At 62.7% G+C, this 16,402-nt stretch carries 16 protein-coding genes; 6 read left to right on the plus strand and 10 right to left on the minus strand.

Annotated features, from left to right (window positions below):
* Positions 1-58: 58 nt before the first annotated feature.
* Positions 59-2,959, minus strand: a complete 2,901-nt coding sequence (leuS, locus tag ACGYLY_RS15400; RefSeq protein WP_395284069.1) for a leucine--tRNA ligase — start codon at positions 2,957-2,959, stop codon at positions 59-61.
* 141 nt (positions 2,960-3,100) lie between these two features.
* Between leuS (ACGYLY_RS15400) and leuS (ACGYLY_RS15405) the strand changes: the two genes are divergently transcribed.
* Positions 3,101-5,734, plus strand: a complete 2,634-nt coding sequence (gene leuS, locus ACGYLY_RS15405; protein WP_395284068.1) for a leucine--tRNA ligase — start codon at positions 3,101-3,103, stop codon at positions 5,732-5,734.
* Between the two features lie 54 nt (positions 5,735-5,788).
* Entirely contained in the window at positions 5,789-6,286 is a 498-nt protein-coding gene (locus ACGYLY_RS15410; RefSeq protein WP_395284067.1) for a hypothetical protein, read from the plus strand.
* Positions 6,287-6,420: 134 nt separating this feature from the next.
* Here ACGYLY_RS15410 and ACGYLY_RS15415 read toward each other — a convergent pair whose 3' ends face one another.
* From ACGYLY_RS15415 to ACGYLY_RS15430, 4 genes are all read right to left on the minus strand, one after another.
* Positions 6,421-6,870: a peroxiredoxin gene (locus tag ACGYLY_RS15415; protein ID WP_395284066.1), complete on the minus strand. Its 450-nt coding sequence runs from the start codon at positions 6,868-6,870 to the stop codon at positions 6,421-6,423.
* Between the two features lie 94 nt (positions 6,871-6,964).
* Positions 6,965-7,402, minus strand: a complete 438-nt coding sequence (locus ACGYLY_RS15420; protein WP_395284065.1) for an Hsp20/alpha crystallin family protein — start codon at positions 7,400-7,402, stop codon at positions 6,965-6,967.
* 107 nt (positions 7,403-7,509) lie between these two features.
* On the minus strand, positions 7,510-8,316 hold the full coding sequence (gene pheA / locus ACGYLY_RS15425) for a prephenate dehydratase (protein ID WP_395284064.1): 807 nt from the start codon (positions 8,314-8,316) through the stop codon (positions 7,510-7,512).
* 48 nt (positions 8,317-8,364) lie between these two features.
* Positions 8,365-8,676, minus strand: a complete 312-nt coding sequence (locus ACGYLY_RS15430) for a hypothetical protein (RefSeq protein WP_395284063.1) — start codon at positions 8,674-8,676, stop codon at positions 8,365-8,367.
* A gap of 156 nt (positions 8,677-8,832) precedes the next feature.
* On the opposite strand from ACGYLY_RS15430, the gene ACGYLY_RS15435 reads away from it, so the two are divergent.
* Entirely contained in the window at positions 8,833-9,156 is a 324-nt protein-coding gene (locus ACGYLY_RS15435) for a rubredoxin-like domain-containing protein (RefSeq protein ID WP_231186278.1), read from the plus strand.
* 67 nt (positions 9,157-9,223) lie between these two features.
* Positions 9,224-10,114 (plus strand): ketopantoate reductase family protein, encoded by an 891-nt coding sequence (locus ACGYLY_RS15440; protein WP_395284062.1) that lies wholly within the window; start codon positions 9,224-9,226, stop codon positions 10,112-10,114.
* Positions 10,115-10,162: 48 nt separating this feature from the next.
* On the opposite strand, the gene ACGYLY_RS15445 is transcribed toward ACGYLY_RS15440, so the two are convergent.
* The 5 genes from ACGYLY_RS15445 to ACGYLY_RS15465 form a co-directional block, all read right to left on the minus strand.
* Complete coding sequence (locus ACGYLY_RS15445) at positions 10,163-11,212, minus strand: YbhN family protein (protein ID WP_395284061.1); 1,050 nt, start codon at positions 11,210-11,212, stop codon at positions 10,163-10,165.
* A gap of 1 nt (position 11,213) precedes the next feature.
* Complete coding sequence (locus ACGYLY_RS15450; protein WP_395284060.1) at positions 11,214-12,716, minus strand: sulfatase; 1,503 nt, start codon at positions 12,714-12,716, stop codon at positions 11,214-11,216.
* A gap of 81 nt (positions 12,717-12,797) precedes the next feature.
* Complete coding sequence (locus tag ACGYLY_RS15455) at positions 12,798-13,157, minus strand: NifU family protein (protein ID WP_231186274.1); 360 nt, start codon at positions 13,155-13,157, stop codon at positions 12,798-12,800.
* A gap of 128 nt (positions 13,158-13,285) precedes the next feature.
* Positions 13,286-13,615: a DUF5783 family protein gene (locus ACGYLY_RS15460; protein WP_395284059.1), complete on the minus strand. Its 330-nt coding sequence runs from the start codon at positions 13,613-13,615 to the stop codon at positions 13,286-13,288.
* 124 nt (positions 13,616-13,739) lie between these two features.
* The gene (locus ACGYLY_RS15465; protein WP_395284058.1) at positions 13,740-14,111 is read right to left on the minus strand and encodes a winged helix-turn-helix transcriptional regulator; all 372 of its coding nucleotides are present in this window, start codon (positions 14,109-14,111) and stop codon (positions 13,740-13,742) included.
* A 207-nt stretch (positions 14,112-14,318) separates the two neighbouring features.
* On the opposite strand from ACGYLY_RS15465, the gene ACGYLY_RS15470 reads away from it, so the two are divergent.
* Both ACGYLY_RS15470 and ACGYLY_RS15475 read left to right on the plus strand, forming a co-directional pair.
* Positions 14,319-15,488 (plus strand): DUF3179 domain-containing (seleno)protein, encoded by a 1,170-nt coding sequence (locus tag ACGYLY_RS15470; protein WP_395284057.1) that lies wholly within the window; start codon positions 14,319-14,321, stop codon positions 15,486-15,488.
* A 107-nt stretch (positions 15,489-15,595) separates the two neighbouring features.
* Positions 15,596-16,384, plus strand: coding sequence for an N-acyl homoserine lactonase family protein (locus tag ACGYLY_RS15475; protein WP_395284056.1), 789 nt, complete (start codon positions 15,596-15,598; stop codon positions 16,382-16,384).
* Positions 16,385-16,402 lie beyond the last annotated feature (18 nt).

Here is a 16,402-nt window from a genome sequence, read left to right on the forward strand (position 1 = left end):
CTACGCAATGAATCTTGTGTGTCCGTCCGACTGGTGGGACGGAGACGGACGAGCGACCTTAGCCTTCCAGATGGATGGCCGGTCGCATCGGGGTGGCGTGTCGCGCCTTGTCCTCCGGGTCGGGCACGTCTTCGCCCTCGCGGTACACCTCGACGTCAGCGTCGAACTCGCGTTCGAAGAAGTCGCGTGCGTCCTCGTACACCTCGACTTCGTTCACATTGGCCAGCACCACGACTTGGTCGTCGGGGCGTTCGCGTACGTCCTCGACGAGGCTCTGGACGAGTTGGTTCACCTCGTCCCCTTTCTCGCGCAATTCCTCGTCCTGCATGACTTCGCCCATCACCGCGCCGACGTCGGGGCCGGTATCGACGACCGCCGAGAGCACCGTCCGCTTCCAGTCGGCGGCGACGTACACCCGAATCGTCTCGGGGTCGGCGTCCGTCACGTCCACGATGTCGCGAACGTCGTCGGTCAGCCCCTCGACTAACGATTCTTCGATTTCGGTGACGGTGCTTTCGAAATCGGCGTTCACGTCCGGCCATTCGGCCTCGTTTATCGGCTTTCCGGTCAGGCGCTCGTGGAGTTCCGTCGCCATGAACGGGACGAACGGGGCCAGCAGGCGCAGGCGGGCGTTCAGGACGGTCCGGAGCGTCCAGCGTGCGCCCGGTCGGTCCGTGTCGGCGCGCTTGCGATACCACTTCAGGTGCTCCTCGAAGCCGTAGAAGGCGGCCTGACTGGCCGAGCGCGTCTCGAACCGGTCCATCGCGTCGGTGGCCTCTCGAACCGTCGCCTGCAGTTTCGACAGCAACCAGCGGTCGATGCGTTGCAGGTCGCGTTCGCCCTCGGGTGCCGAGACAATGTCGTTCGCGCGGTTCCAGAACCGTCGCAGTTGGTTTTGCGTGCTCTCGACCTGTTCGCTCCGCCAGTCGTAATCCTGCCACGGTTCCGCGCTGTTCATCAGGAAGAAGCGCACGGTGTCCGCGCCGTACTTCTCGACGGCGTTTTCCGGCAGGACGACGTGACCCTTCGAGGAGGACATCTTCTCGCCCTCCAGCAGTCCCATCCCCATCACGGTGATGCCCTGCGGCCAGTTGGCCGGATCGAACAACTCGGCGTGGTGGAACAAGAAGAAGGTCAGATGGTTGCTGACCAAGTCGTTCCCGGAACAGCGGTAATCGACCGGATACCAGTAGTCCCACTCCTCGCGCAGCGAGAGCGCGGTTTCGTTCGGTTCTTCGACGGCCTCGCTCACGGCGTCGCCGTTCGCGTCTTCCGAGGCGCGTTGTGCCTCGCTGCCGTAAAACAACGTATCGAAGAACTCCTTGTCCATCTCCTCCACGGGCACGTCCGAGATGCGGTGGGCGATGGTGTAGTAGGACATATAGATGGTCGAGTCCGACAGCGGTTCGATGACGAAGTCGTCGTCCCATGGCAGGCGCGTGCCCAGACCGTAGTTTCGGATGCAGGGCCACTCGTTCAACCAGTCGATGGTGTGGTCGTACTGCTCGCGGGTGTTCTCCGGAATCGCGTCCAATTCGGCCACCGCCTCGTGGGCCTTCGCCTTCCACTCCTCGTCGTTGTAGCACAGGAACCACGTGTCCTGTTCCGCGACTTCGACGGCCCCTCCACAGCGACAGACGACCTCCTCGCTGAACTCGTGCATCGTGCCGAACGACCCCTGTTGCTGAAACTCGGCCTTCAGGTCGTCGCGCACGTCCTCCACGATTTCCCCGGCGTAGTCCCCGTACATCTCGCGCAGTTTCCCGCTGTGGAACTCGCGGTTGTACACCTCCTGCGTGGCGTCCTCTAGCGCCGGGTCCGAGGAGTCTTCGATACCGTGTTCCTCCACGGCGTCCTTCGCCGGGAACTCGCCGTAGCCCTCCACGTCGATGATGGCCTTCGGTTCGATTGCGGCGACTTCGGCGGGGTCGATGCCGTACTCCTCCATCCGGGTGCCATCTTCCTTTGCTTCCCGCAGAGCAACCCAGTCGTCGGGACTGTGGGCCGGAACGGACATGACGACGCCCGTGGCGTTCTCGGCGTCCACGAAGTTCGCGGGAAGGACCAACACGTCGTCGCCCGTGATGGGGTTCGTGACGTGTTCGCCGACCAGTCGCTCCCCGGAGAAGCGGTCGTGAACCTCGACGTCGTGTGCCTGCAGTTCCAGTTTCTCCGCCGCGGATTCCGAGACGAACCATCGCTCACCATCGACGTCGGCCTCGACGTACTCCGCGTCGGGGTCGATATAGGCGTTCGTGACGCCGTGAACCGTCTCGGGGCGTAGCGTCGCCATCGGAACCGTCACGTCGTACTCGCCCGCGCGCCATCCAAATTTGACCAGCGTGTACTCCTGAAACTCCGCCTCCTCACCCTCCAGCAGGTCGTGGGTCGTGACCGGATTCCCCTCGTTGGTGCAGTATTTGACGGGGTGCAGGCCCTTCTCCAGCAGGCCGCGGTCCTTCAGCGTCTCGTACTGCCACGTGATGAACTTCGAGTACCGCTCGTCGTTCGTCGTGAACTCGCGCCGCCAGTCGATGGACAGGCCCAGCGACTGCATGTTCTTCTTGTAACTGTCCTCGATGAAGTGCCGGGCGAACCCCATCGGCGTCTCCATCTCGGACAGGTCCTCGTCGGAGACGTTGTAGGTGTCCTGCAACACGGACATCTGCTGCGGTTCGCGGTTCTTCAGGCGTTCCACCGCGCCGACGATTGGCGTTCCGGTGACGTGCCACGCGATGGGGAACAGCACGTTGTCGCCCTGCAGACGACGGTAGCGCGCCCACACGTCTGGAACGGTGTAAGTTCTGGCGTGGCCGATGTGCATGCCGCCGCTCGGATACGGATACGGTACCGTGACGAAGGTGGCCTCCTCGTCGGACGGGTCGACCTCGTACCGGCCCTCTTCCGCCCATCGAGACTGCCACTTCGACTCGATTTCCCGCGGCTCGTACTCGTTCATGTCCTATCGGAGACGTGCGACGGTAAAAGAACTGTCCACATGACAGGACCGCGAACGGACGGCGGGCGGAACACGCGGCGCTGGCAGATGACAACGTATAGAAGCAGAACGGAACAAATGGTGAACAACCCGGATTCTCGCATGCAAACACGACGACAGTTCGACCACACGGAAATCGAGCACCGCTGGCAGGAGGCGTGGGAAGACGCCGACGTCTTCCACATCCCGGACGACGCGTCCGACCCGACGTACGTCCTCGGGATGTTCCCCTACACCTCCGGTCAACTCCACATGGGCCACGTCCGAAACTACACGATAACGGACGCCTACGCCAGGTACAAACGAATGGACGGCGAGAACGTCCTCCATCCGATGGGCTGGGACTCGTTCGGCCTCCCCGCCGAGAACGCGGCCATCGAGCGCGACACGAACCCGCGCGACTGGACGCTCTCGTGCATCGAGACGATGAGCGAACAGATGGAGGGGATGGGCTTCGGATACGATTGGGAGCGCGAAATCACGACGTGCCAACCCGACTACTATCGATGGAACCAGTGGCTGTTCACCCAGTTCCGCGAGGGGGGTCTCGTCGAGCGCGAGGCCGCCGAAATCAACTGGTGTCCGTCGTGCGAGACGGTGCTCGCGGACGAGCAGGTCGAAGGCGACGCGGAACTCTGTTGGCGCTGTGACACGCCGGTCGAACAGCGCGAACTCGACCAGTGGTTCCTGAAGATAACCGAGTACGCGGACGAACTCCTCGACGACTTGGACGAACTCGACGGCTGGCCGTCCAACGTCCGCCAGATGCAGCGAAACTGGATCGGCCGCCAACACGGTTCCACCGTCGAATTCAGTGTCGAAGGATACGGCCCCGTCGAGGTGTTCACCACTCGACTCGACACGATTTTCGGCGTCACCTTCTTCGCGCTCGCCCCCGGCCATCCCATCGCCGAGGAACTGGCCGAAGAGGACGAGGACATCGCGCACTTCGTGGGCGAAATCGCCGACCCGGAGGGCGACGAACCGCAAGGGATCCCCACCGACCTGACCGCGACGAACCCCGCGACGGGCGAAGAAATTCCGGTGTTCGTCGCCGACTTCGTCCTCTCGGACGTGGGAACGGGCGCGCTGATGGGCGTTCCCGGTCACGACTCCCGCGACCACGCCTTCGCAACGTCGATGGACGTGGACATCGTTCCCGTCGTCGCGCCGAGCGAGGACGACGTGCCGGACGTGAGCGAAGCGGCCTACACCGAGGACGGCGTCCTCGTCAACAGCGACGGCCACGACGGCCTCGACAGCGACGACGCCCGCGAGCGGTTGGAGGGCGGCATCGAGAGCGCCGCCCACGACGTACAGTACCGCCTCCGCGACTGGGGAATCTCGCGCCAACGCTACTGGGGAACGCCGATTCCCATCGTCCACTGCGAGGACTGTGGACCCGTCAGCGTCCCGGACGAGGAACTGCCGATCGAACTGCCGGAGTTCGTTCGGACCACCGGCAACCCACTGGATGCCGCCGAGGAGTGGAAGCACGTGGACTGTCCCGAGTGCGGTGCCGACGCGCGGCGCGAGACGGACACGATGGACACGTTCATGGACTCGTCGTGGTACTTCCTGCGGTACGTCTCGCCGCACCTCGACGACGCACCGTTCGACAGCGAGCGAGCGGACGACTGGATGCCCGTCGACCGATACGTCGGCGGCATCGAACACGCCGTCATGCACCTGCTGTACTCGCGGTTCGTGACGAAGGCCATCGCGGACATGGACCTGCTCGACCACCGTGAGCCGTTTACGGAGTACTTGGCACAGGGCATGGTGCTCCTCGACGGTGACAAGATGTCGAAGAGCAAGGGCAACGTCGTCTCGCCGCAGCGCATCGTCGAGGAGTACGGTGCGGACACGGCGCGCCTGTTCACGATGCAGGCCGCACAACCCGATAAGGACTTCGACTGGACCGAGGAGGGCGTCAAGTCGAGCCACGAGTTTCTCCAGCGACTTGCCGATGCGGTCGAATCGGTCGCCGAATCGTCGTTCGACGGCGACCACGACGAGATCGCCGAGTACGTCGAGCGGGAAATCGACGCCACCGTCGCCATCGCGAACGAGGAGTTCGAATCGATGACGTTCAACGGTGCGCTCCGCGAGACGCAGGAACTGACCTCGCTGCTCGCACGCTACCGCGAGGAGACGGCACCGCACGGCCCGACGGTCGAGCGGGGACTGCGAACCGTCGTCAAACTGCTGGCACCCGTCGCCCCGCACGTCTGCGAGGAACTATGGAACGACCTCGGCGGCGACGGCTTCGTCGTCGAGGCCGAGTGGCCAGAACCGAAGTCGGATCCCGCCGAACTCGAACTCGCCCGACAGTTGGTCGAGAACACGCAGGAGGACGTTCGGCACATCGTCACCATCGCGGACATCGACGACCCGGAGCGAATCGACATCGTCGTCGCCGCGCCGTGGCAGTTCCGGGCGCTCGAATTGGCCCGCGACTCGGACGCCGACAACGTCATCGGTGAGATCATGCAGAAAGACGAGATACGGAAGCAGGGCGATGCCGCCGCGAAGTACGGACAGGAGTTACAGCAGGACCGGCAGTCGCTCCCGGAAACGCTCTCGCCGGAGCGGGAGCGAACGGCGCTTCGACGGGCAAACTGGCTGTTCCAGCGCGAGTTCGACGCGGACGTTCGTCTCTTAGCTGCGGACGAAGCGGACGACGACGTGGCGTCGAAGGCCCGTCCGGGTCGGCCCGCGATACATATCGACTAAAAGACCGGTCCACCGACTGCAACGTTTTTAGGCACCCGCTCCGTCGGCCAGCTCGTGGGCGAGTTCGCCGAAACCGTTCGCGACCACATCCGCGACAGCCTCGCCGAGCGACTGCCGCGCTTCGACTGGGAGACCGAACATCGAATCGGACGAACTCCCGTCGATGTCGTCGGACGCACGGACGACCACTTCGTCGCCGTCGAACTGGAGTGGCGCAGGGCCGACCCCGTGAACAACACGGCGAAACTGTTCTACTACGTCGATTCGGGTGATTTGGAGGGATACGACCGGATTTCGGTCGTACAGGTGTTCACGGGGTACTACGAATTGGCTTCGGGCGGCGTCTCCTCGAAGCGGGAAATAGCGGAGTTCGTGGGGAACGTCACCGCCGACTCGTTCGAACACGTCTCGTTCGCCCCCGTGACGTTCGGACTCGAACCGCCGAAGCGGGGCGACGAGTGGCCCGACGGATGGGAAACTGTCGCGAACGGGACGATTCGGGAAATCGTCGGAGAAGTTCACGGAGACGCACCGCGAGTCGGAGAGGAGTAGCGCAGACAACAAGAGAAGTAACGCGGTAAGTAGCGGGTTTCGTCGGGGTCGCGTTCACCGTCCGCCGGTGATGGCGTCCGCTCGAAGGGAAATCGGTGAACGACGAAAAGCGACGAACGAAAATCCGGATATCGCTACAGCGCGGCGAGTTCGTCGTCCAGCATCTCCTGTAAGACTTCCCGAGCGTGGCCGTCGGGGTCCACGCCGGGGTAGACGGCCTGCACCGTGCCGTCCGCGACGACGAACGTGGTTCTCGGGGTGAAACCGTCCTCGACTTCGATGCCGAAGGCGTTCGCGATCTCCTCGTCGGGGTCGGCCAACAGGTCGAATTCGAGGTCGAACTTCTCGGCGAACGCCTCGTGGCTCTCGACATCGTCGGTGGAGACGCCGTACACGGTCACGCCCGCGTCGTGGTACGTCTCCAGTTCGGTGTTGAACTGCTTCGCCTCGACGGTGCATCCCGGCGTGTCGTCGCGCGGGTAGAAGTACACGACCGTCGGTTCCTCGAAGGACGGGGACACCGTCTCGCCGTGTTGGTTCTGCGCGGTCACGTCGGGCGCGTCGTCACCTGCATCGAGCGTCATACACCCCGATTACCGGCGAGATAGCAAGGGAGTTGTGGTTGCTGTAAGTCCCGCCGTTTACGATACGTCTACCGTTTCCGAGAGTGGCGGACCGTCAGTTGACCTCGATGTCGTGTGCGTCGTCGCCGCCGCTCGCTTTCGGGAGCGTGACGGTCAACACGCCGTTTCGGTACTCCGCCGAAACGCCCGACTCGTCCACCGCTTCCGGGAGCGTCAGCGTTCGGCTCATCGACTGCTGGCGACGTTCGCGGCGGAGGTACTCTTCGTCCTCCGCCTCGGTTTCGGCCCGGCTCTCGGCCGAGATGCGCAGTCGTTCGCCGCGAAGCGAGATGTCGATGTCGTCCTTCTCGAACCCCGGTAGGTCGGCGGTGACGACGAGTTCGTCGTCGTAATCCGCGACGTCGAGCGACATACCGCCGGGTTGCCAACCCGCCCCTCGGGAGCCGAACTGGTCGCCCATGTCCTCGAACTGGCGGCCCATTCGTTCGAACAGTTCCTCGATTTCGTCGAAAGGATTTCGTCGTCCGGCCATTGTATCGCCTCACCGGACGTTCGACGCGCTACCGCTTAAAAATTCACGCCGAGCGACACCACGGGGACACGTCGACACATCGGCGTGAGCCGACTGTCGGGTCGCTCTCAGCCGTCGAGGACGTGTTGGGTGTCGTAGGAACCGAGCCGGTTTACCCAGCCGTTTTCGGCGAGCGCTTCGACTTCTTCGAGGGCTTCCTCCGCGCGCTCCTCGTACAGGCCCGCCTCGAAATCGAGGTGAAACACGTAGTCGCCGAGCCGTTCGCCGCTGGGGCGCGACTCGACGCGGGTGAGGTTGATGGCGCGGTCCGCGAACGGTTCGAGGAGCGAGAGCAGGAGGCCGGGATAGTTCGCACCGGGATAGACGACCAGCGACGATTTGCCGCCCGCACGCGAGCGTTCGTCGGCGGGCGCGACGACGAAGAATCGGGTCGCGTTCGAGGTGCGCTCTTGGATGTCCTCGGCGAGGATTTCCAACTCCTCCGCGTTGTCGGGGTGTGCGATCGCCGCCACGGACGGGTCGGTTCGGGCGTGTTCGACGCCGCGAGCGGTACTTGTCACCGCCTCGCGTTTCGCGTCGGGGTACTCGGTTTCGAGGTACAACCGACACTGGGCGAGCGCCTGTGCGTGGCTGGCGACGGTATCGAACTCCGCGCTCTGTGCCATCAGGGCGTGTCGAATCGGCGTGACGAGTTCGCTGACCACTGCAACGTCGTTGCCGGCGAGCGCGTCCAACGTCGCCGTGACGCTCCCCTCGATGCTGTTTTCGATGGGGACGACGCCGCGAGGAAAGTCGCCGTCGGCGACGGCTTCGACGATTCCGGTGACGGACTCACGAAACTCGACTTCGTCCGCGACTGCGCTCGCGGCACGATGCGAATACGTGCCGGCCGGTCCGAGGGTAACTGCTTGCATGCCGGGGAATTTCGGGTGGGAGGCAAAAAACCCGTCGGGGACGGTGGATTATGTGTGTTCGGCGGCCGTCGTCCGGTCGACGAGTTTGTACACCCCGCTCGAGTCGTCCTGTTCCGCTTGGTCGCAGTAGACGAACGCGAGTTCCTCGGCCTCGAACTCGTTCAGCCACTCGCGCCAGCTAACGGTCGCCAACTCGTCCGCCTCGTCCATATCGGGGAACTTGATTCGAAGATAGCCGACGCTGTGGTCGCTCGCTTCGGCCGTTGCCGGACGACCGTCGTGTTGCTCCACCCACTGCGTTATTGTCTGGTGGTTCGTCGTCACCTGCCCGCGTTTCGGATCGGTTTCGTTCTGCAGCATGTATTATCTAGTGGTTGTCGTTTATTCAACCCATATCCGCGTGAGTTCCACGGTTGCACATTCAAGGGTAGTTTAAAACGGGGCGGGGAGGAAAACACGCCAGCAAAGCACAAGACGGCGGTCGGATTTAAGACGCTGAGCGCAGTACGTTCCGCCATGGTGAGTGATTCAGGAGAGACGCCGGACGCGGACGTGGACATGGAAAAGCTCGAACTCGGATTGGCCGTCTACGACGATGAGGGAAACAAACTCGGGAGCATCCGTGGCTTCGACGACGCCGGGTTCTATGTCACCATGCGCGAAGGGTTCGAGGCGCTGTCCGTCGAACACGCCCGAGCGGGCCACGAACTCGGCGAAGCCGAACTGATGTGGCGCTGTTCGAACTGCGGTGAGATGGGCGACTTGGACGACGAACTCCCGGACACCTGTCCCAACTGCGGCGTGCGGAAAGAGGACCTCTACTACTGGACGGAAGATTGAGAGGACGGAAAACTGAGCGGAAATGGCGGACGACTCACTTTTTTACCCCCGAACGCCTCGGTCGGGTATGAACATCGTCGTGTTCGGCGCGGGAAGCCTCGGGACGTTAGTCGGGGGCTTGCTCGCCCGTGAGCACGCGGTCACGCTCGTCGCCCGCGACCCCCACGCCAGCGCGGTCCTCGACTCCGGACTGTCGGTCGGGGGCGAGTTCGACTTTCACGTACATTTGGACGCGACCACCGACGGGACGGAACTCCGCGCGGACTGTGCCATCGTGACGGTGAAATCGTTCCACTCTGAAACCGCGGCCCGGCAGTTGGGGACCGGGGAGTTCGACGGCGTGCTGTCCCTCCAGAACGGGATGGGAAACGAGGAGCGACTCGCTTCCCACCTCGACTGTCCCGTCCTCGCCGGAACCGCGACCTACGGCGCGGTACTGACCGAACCCGGACGGGTGGAGTGTACGGGCATCGGGGAAGTCGTTCTGGGCGGGCGCGACGGCGGACGCTCCGTGCTGGCCGCTCGCATCGGCGAGGCGTTTTCCGCCGCGGGGATCGAGACGATGGTGGCCGACGACATGCCGCGGCGGTTGTGGGAAAAACTCGCCGTGAATGCGGGAATCAATCCGACCACCGCGCTCGCGCGGGTGGCAAACGGTGCGCTTCGCTCCGGCGATGGCGAGAGCGTCGGCGCGGCGGCGGCCCGAGAGACGGCCGCCGTCGCTCGTGCGGAGGGCGTTTCCCTGAGCGATTCGAACGCAGTCGCGGCGATGCGGGACGTCGCCGACGCGACGGCGGCGAACACCTCCTCGATGCGCCAAGACGTCGAGGCGGGACGCCGGACCGAAATCGACGCGATAAACGGCTACGTCGTCGCTCGCGGCGAAGAACACGGCATCGAAACGCCCGTCAACCGGACGCTCGCGGGACTGGTACGAACGTGGGAACGGGAGAAGTGAAAACAGGAGAAGTGAAAACGGGAGAACGAAATGTGACGGCGGAAGCGTTCACGACCGCATGATCACGAACAGCGACGCGATGCCGCCGATGAGGAGGACGAACCAGTAACTCGCCACGCGGTAGATGATGGCGGCGGCCACACCCGAACTCCACGGAATCGCCGGAACGAGCGCGACGATGAGGACGGTGAGCGCGGCTTCCACGCCCGCCAGTCCGCCCGGCGTCGGCGTCAGTCCGGCCAACGTGCTCGCCGGAACGATGAAGAGCACGAGCACCAGCGGGAGCGGCAGTCCGAGCGCCCGCCCCGCGAAGTAGAGGGGCAAGGCGAAGAACACCCACCCAGTGTACGAGAAGACGAGCGCGAACAGCAGTTCTCGCGGTTCGCTGGCGATGCGCTCCAGCGAACGGTAAAATCGGTCGATACGTTGTCGAACCCCCTCGACCGAGATTCGAGACGTTCGACTCGCGATGGGTTCCGCGAGCCGAATTACGAGGTCCTCGACGCGCTGTCGATATCGCCAGCCGATGTAGGCGATCGCCGGAACGCCGAACGCCAGCACGACGAGTCCCTGTGCGAGCGTCTTCGCGTTGTCGGGGAGCGACGCGCGAATGAGCAGGTAGCTCAATCCGAGCGCTGCGAAGTTGAAAAACGGCAGGAGGTTGAGCAGGTCCGCCGTCACGACGCTCGCGAGGCTATCCTCGTAGTTCGCTTCCGTATCCCGCGAGAGGATGTAGGCGATGAACGGTTCGCCGCCCGCCTGTCCCAACGGGGTAACGTAGTTGGCGAACGTCGCCGCGAGGTACGTGACCACGAGGCGTCTGAACTCCACCTCGATGTCGAGGACTGCGAGGACGATTTGCCACGCTTTGCCCCACGCGGCGAGGCCGATGAACGTCGAGATGCAGGCTACCCACACCCACGTGTAATCCGTGCCCGCCAACGTGTGGAGCACCCGCCGCCACCCGGAGGCGACGACGAGGAGGTAGATGAGGACCACCGCGACGACGAACCCGAGCAGTAGCTTCCCGGTCCCCAACCGCTCCGACAGTCCTGCGGACAGCGCCTCCCCGCCGTCCGATGCCGACTCGTCGGGCACGCTAGTCGATGTAACCGAGGTCTTGGAGTCGGTCCTTCGCGTCGTCGCTCATATCGCCGAGGACGTCGTCGTCGGAGACCTCCTTCCACTCGCCGCCGACCGTCTCCTCAAACGCGGAGAGGGCGGCTTCGAGTTCGATCTCTTCCTCGCTTCCCTCGCCCTTGACATCGTTCAGTTCGTCAGGGTCGTCGTCCAGATGGTAGAACTCGTCCTCGATACGCTCGTTCCGGATGTACTTCGCGTCGGGTCTGCGGGCCGCACGCATCCGCGAGTAAAATCGCGAGTTCTCGTCCAGCGTGATGTTCGCACCCTTTGCCTTCTCTTCCAATTGTTTCAGTTCGACCACGGGTCGGTAGTACTCCACGAAGGCGCACTCGCCGTCGCCGGGGACGTCGTCCGCGAACGCGCGGTAATCCGCGTCGAGGAGCGACCGCGCCTCTTCGAGCGGCCGGGTCGAATCCGATCCCGAGACGCCCGTGTGGTCGAGAACGGTGTGATAGAGGTCGATGAGTTCGACCTGTTCGTCGCTCACGCCGGGGTCCATCTCGGGATGTTTGATCATCAGCGGAACGTTGACCAGCGGGTCGTAGACACAGAACTCGTGGCCGTACAGGTCGTGTTCGCCATGCAGTTCGCCGTGATCGGCGCAGATGACGACCATCGTATCGTCCCACTCGTTGTTCTCCCGCATCCACGTGAACAGTCGCTGGAGTTGGTCGTCGATGTGGCGGATTTCGGCATCGTACAGCCCACCGATCGCGCCCCATTCCTTGTCGCTGATGTCGCGTGCGCCGCAGTTGTACTCCTTCGAGTTCTGGCACACCTTGGTCGAATCGACGTTCGGGGCGAACTCCTTGCGGTACTCCTTCGGCGGGTGGTACGGCAGGTGGGCGTCCATCAGGTTGATGAACGAGAAGTACGGCCCGTCCGAGTCGTCGATGAACTCGATGGTCTGGTCGATGACCTGCGGCGTCTTCGAATCCGCGCCCTCGCCGCTGGCGAGGTACTCGTGGGCGACGTTGCCGAGACTGACCAGTTTGTCGGCGACCTTTCGAAGCGACTCGTTGTCGTTCATCGTCTTCCACGCCTTCGCCATCGGCCCCGAGAGGAAGTCCCCCGGCATCACTTCGAAGAAGTTGTCCTGATCGTCGAAACCGTCCGTCAGGTGCGTGTACGGCGTAATCCACGCGTTAGAGGAGTAACACGAGGTGTCGTACCCGGCGGCGGAGAGGGTCTCTGCGAGCGTTGTCGCACCCTCCAGATACGGGTTTTCTTGGCTCGCACCGTGTTCGCTGGGATACATTCCAGTGAACAGGGAGGCGTGCACCGGTAGGGTCCAAGGAGCGGGAGAAACCGCTTGCTCGAAGACGGTCGCTTCCTCGGCGAACCGTTCGAGGCCCGGCGTCGTCGGGCGGTCGTATCCGTAGACGGAGAGGTGGTCCTTCCGAACCGTATCCATCACAACGAATACGACGTTTTGCGCCGCGGCGTCGTCGTTCGTCATACTGTCGCCTGCTACACCGTCCGGTGGGATAAATATCGTGATTCAGCCCCTGGAATCGGCCGAAAACTAAAAATATAACCCTTAGAAGGGAGCTTGGGGTCCTTCGTCGTCGTCACCGTCGCCGCTCGACTCGCCGGGGAAGGACGGACTCATGCCGCCGCCCATTCCGCCGTCGCCGCCCATACCGGTTTCGGCGATGACCTTGTTGATTTCGGGAATCTCCTTGACCATTCGGCTCTTGATGGCCTGAATCGTCATCGGGGAGATGCCACAGCCGCTGCATGCGCCGCCCAGCATGATGGTGACTTCGCCGGTTTCGCGGTCGATCTGCTGGATTGCAGCACTCCCGCCGTGCATCTGAATCTGTGGGAAGTTACGGCGCAGGAAGTTGCTGACCCGCTCTTCGAGGTCGTCTCCGTCTTCCTGAGTTTCTGTGCTCATGTGTCGAGGTATGGTGCCAGCCTCCTTAGGCCTTTCCACTGTCTCACGGGCGAAATCCGGCACGAATCGCCGCTGACTAGCGCTATTTCGGCAGTTTCCGAAAACGACGACCGAACCGCCCCTTACGGTCAGTTCTCGCTCGAAGTGAAGCCGAACACGCGGGCCAGTTGGTACTCCAGTTGGTCCACGTACGCCGAAAGTACCCCTTCGAGTTTCTCGTCGTCCACGAGGATGCCCTGCACGCGGTCGACCGGATTGTCAGGGAGTTCGATACGGAACTCGCCATCCCCTTCGTAAAACGGTTCGCTCTCGTTCAACACCTGCTGGTCGATGGCGTGAATCAGTTCGGAGTCGTACTCGTCGTTCATGCGGTTGAAGGCGTTCTTGTACGCCCGCTGGAGTTCGTTGAAGTAGTGGACGTACTTGTCCTCGAACTTTTCCGCGTCGAACTCGGTCATGTGGGAACCGTGGGGAGGGAGGAGTAAAAATGAGGCTATTCGAACCCATCGACGCTCCTCGGTACGCAGGTTGTCTGGCAGTGACGGCCGCAGCGGTTCGACCCACGTTCGTTCGAACCGGAAATCACGCGTCTGTCTCCGAGTCGAGGTGCTGCTGATAATTTTCGGTCCAGTTCACTACCGCATCGACGACTTCCTCCAACGAGGCACCCGGTTCCGTGAGCCAATACTTGACTTGAACGGGCCTGTCATCGACGACTTCGCGGCGCACCAAGTGGAACGATTCGAGTCGTTTCAGGGAGTCGGAGAGCACCTTGTCGGAGATACCGTCGATTTCGTCATTGAGTTCGTTGTACCGACGCCCGTCCTCGGCGAGTAACACTTCGATGATCGCCCGTGTCCATTTTCGACTGAGGAGTTCGATCACGGAGCCAACCACCGAATCCTCGTCGTCGAGACCGGAGGTGAACAGGTACTCACGATCCTTCTGGTCCATGTCCCGGCTAGGGCCACGATGGGTTTAAGAACTCGTGTGCCCCCACAGGTGAGTTCGTCCGGTCGCTCGTGTGGCACTCGCGACGATTTGACTGACACGGTGATCGGTTACCCGAAGGTAATCGACTCACGGGACGCTCCGCAACGAACCTGATGCATAGATGTCATTTTTTGAATGGCGAGTCCGAAGGGTTGACCGATGAGCCAAATGGAAATCATCGAAGGTTTCGATACCGACTTCATCCCGAGCGTCACCGAACCGGCGTTCACGACGACGTATTTCGGTGACGGTGACGACGAACTGTTGGTCATCGGGACGGAGGGGGAACCCAGAGCGTATCCCGTTCCGATCCTCGATCTGCATCACATGATCAACGATGAAATCGACGGGACACCGGTCGTCGTCACGTGGTGTCCGCTCTGCGGAAGCGGCGTCGCGTACGAGCGTAAAATAGACGGGCGGACGCTCACGTTCGAATTCGCGGGAAAACTCGTGGATAACAACTTCGTAATGCGTGATCGAGAAACCGGTTCCGAATGGAAGCAGTCCACCGGAAACTGCCTGAGCGGTGAATTCGAGGGAAACGAACTCGACCTGTGTTCCGTTCGAATGACGACGTGGGACGAGTACTCCGCGGAGAGTCCGAACGGGACGGTTCTCGAACGACCCAGCGCGCGGACGCCGTACCAATTCTATCGTTTCGAAAAAGCGATGACGGCGTTGCTCGCGCATCCGGCGGGACGGGATGTTGCGGACGCGGTATCCCATCTCGTCCGTGCGGCCAATCTCGTTCGGGACCCCGAATCCGGAACCACGAACGTGAACGTTCGTCCGTTCTTCCGAATCATGCAAGGCGGTATCGAACTTTCGGATTGGGTATTCGGTTCGGCCGAGGAGCGAGTCGAGTACGACGGCGTCCCGATGGATATCTACGAACGAAGTGACGCCTTCGGATTTCCACCTGTTCACGGCGGCCATCGCAACTGGGAGGTGAGCGAATTGGAGGACATCGCTGCAAAGACACGAACGCTCGGAGTTACGCTCGGCAACGAAGCGCTCGGCTTTCCGCGTCCACGAGTTGAGGAAGCGGGTCGAGTCGTCCAGACGACCGTGGGAGGGACCGAGATCGTCGTTTTCGCAACCGAGGAGGGACTCGACGCGTTCGAAGATCCCGGATTCGAGTTCGAGCCGTCCGACGACGGAGCAACGTTCGAAGCGGACGACGCCGAGTGGAGCGGGGTCACGGGCGAAAGCGATGACGGACGAGTGCTGACTCGGATCCCCGGTCGCTTTACGTTCGCCTATTCGTGGCAAAACGACCACGGCGCGGCCGCGTTTTACATCAGAGATTCGGTGGAAAGACGCACGAACTCCTGACGTCGCACCGTTTCCGACCGTCCCGCCTTTCCGGTCACAGGCGGGCTGACCACAGGACCAACACGAAGATGTGAGAGATTTTGTCCGCGTAGAATGAGAGACACGATATGCCGGAAGTCACCCTCATCGACCGCGGCCGCGTCCGCGCCGACACCGCCTACGTCATCGACGGGTACTCGATGGCGAGCGCCGAGAACCCGAACCCCGACCACGAGCGCATCGACTTCGTCGTCTGGAACGCCGTCGTCGAAACGGACGCCGGAACGTTCCTCTGGGATACCGGCAGTCCCACGAACGCCGCGGAGTACTGGCCCGACCCGCTCTACGGCGCGTTCGAAGCCTACGACGCCGAGGAACACGCCCTCGAAGACGACCTCGCGGATGCGGGATACGAACTCGACGACATCGACGCCGTCGTGATGAGCCACCTCCACCTCGACCACGCGGGTCAACTCGGGGCGTTCGAGGGGCGCGACGTTCCCATCTACGTCCACGAGGAGGAACTGAAGTTCGCCTACTACTCCGCGAAGACGGACGACGGGTCCATCGCCTACCTCGCCTCCGATTTCGACCGCGATTTGAACTGGGAAATCGTTCACCGCGACACGCACACGATAGCCGACGGATTCGAACTCCTCCACCTGCCGGGACACACGCCAGGCGTCCTCGGCGCACGAATCGACACGGACGAGGGAACGCTCCTCATCGCGGGCGACGAATGTTATGTCGATGCGAACTACGCCGACGAAGTCCCGCTCGGTCCCGGTCTGTTGTGGAGCGAACGCGCGTGGCGCGACAGCCTGTACACCCTGAAAGAACTCGAACGGGTCCACGACTGCGACGTGTTGCACGGCCACGACCTCGAACGGTTCGAGGAGTTGGCAGCGAAATACTGAATGCAGATATCGAGTTCG

Origin of the sequence: Haladaptatus sp. CMAA 1909 (assembly GCF_043952005.1) — an archaeon.
GTDB lineage: Archaea > Halobacteriota > Halobacteria > Halobacteriales > Haladaptataceae > Haladaptatus.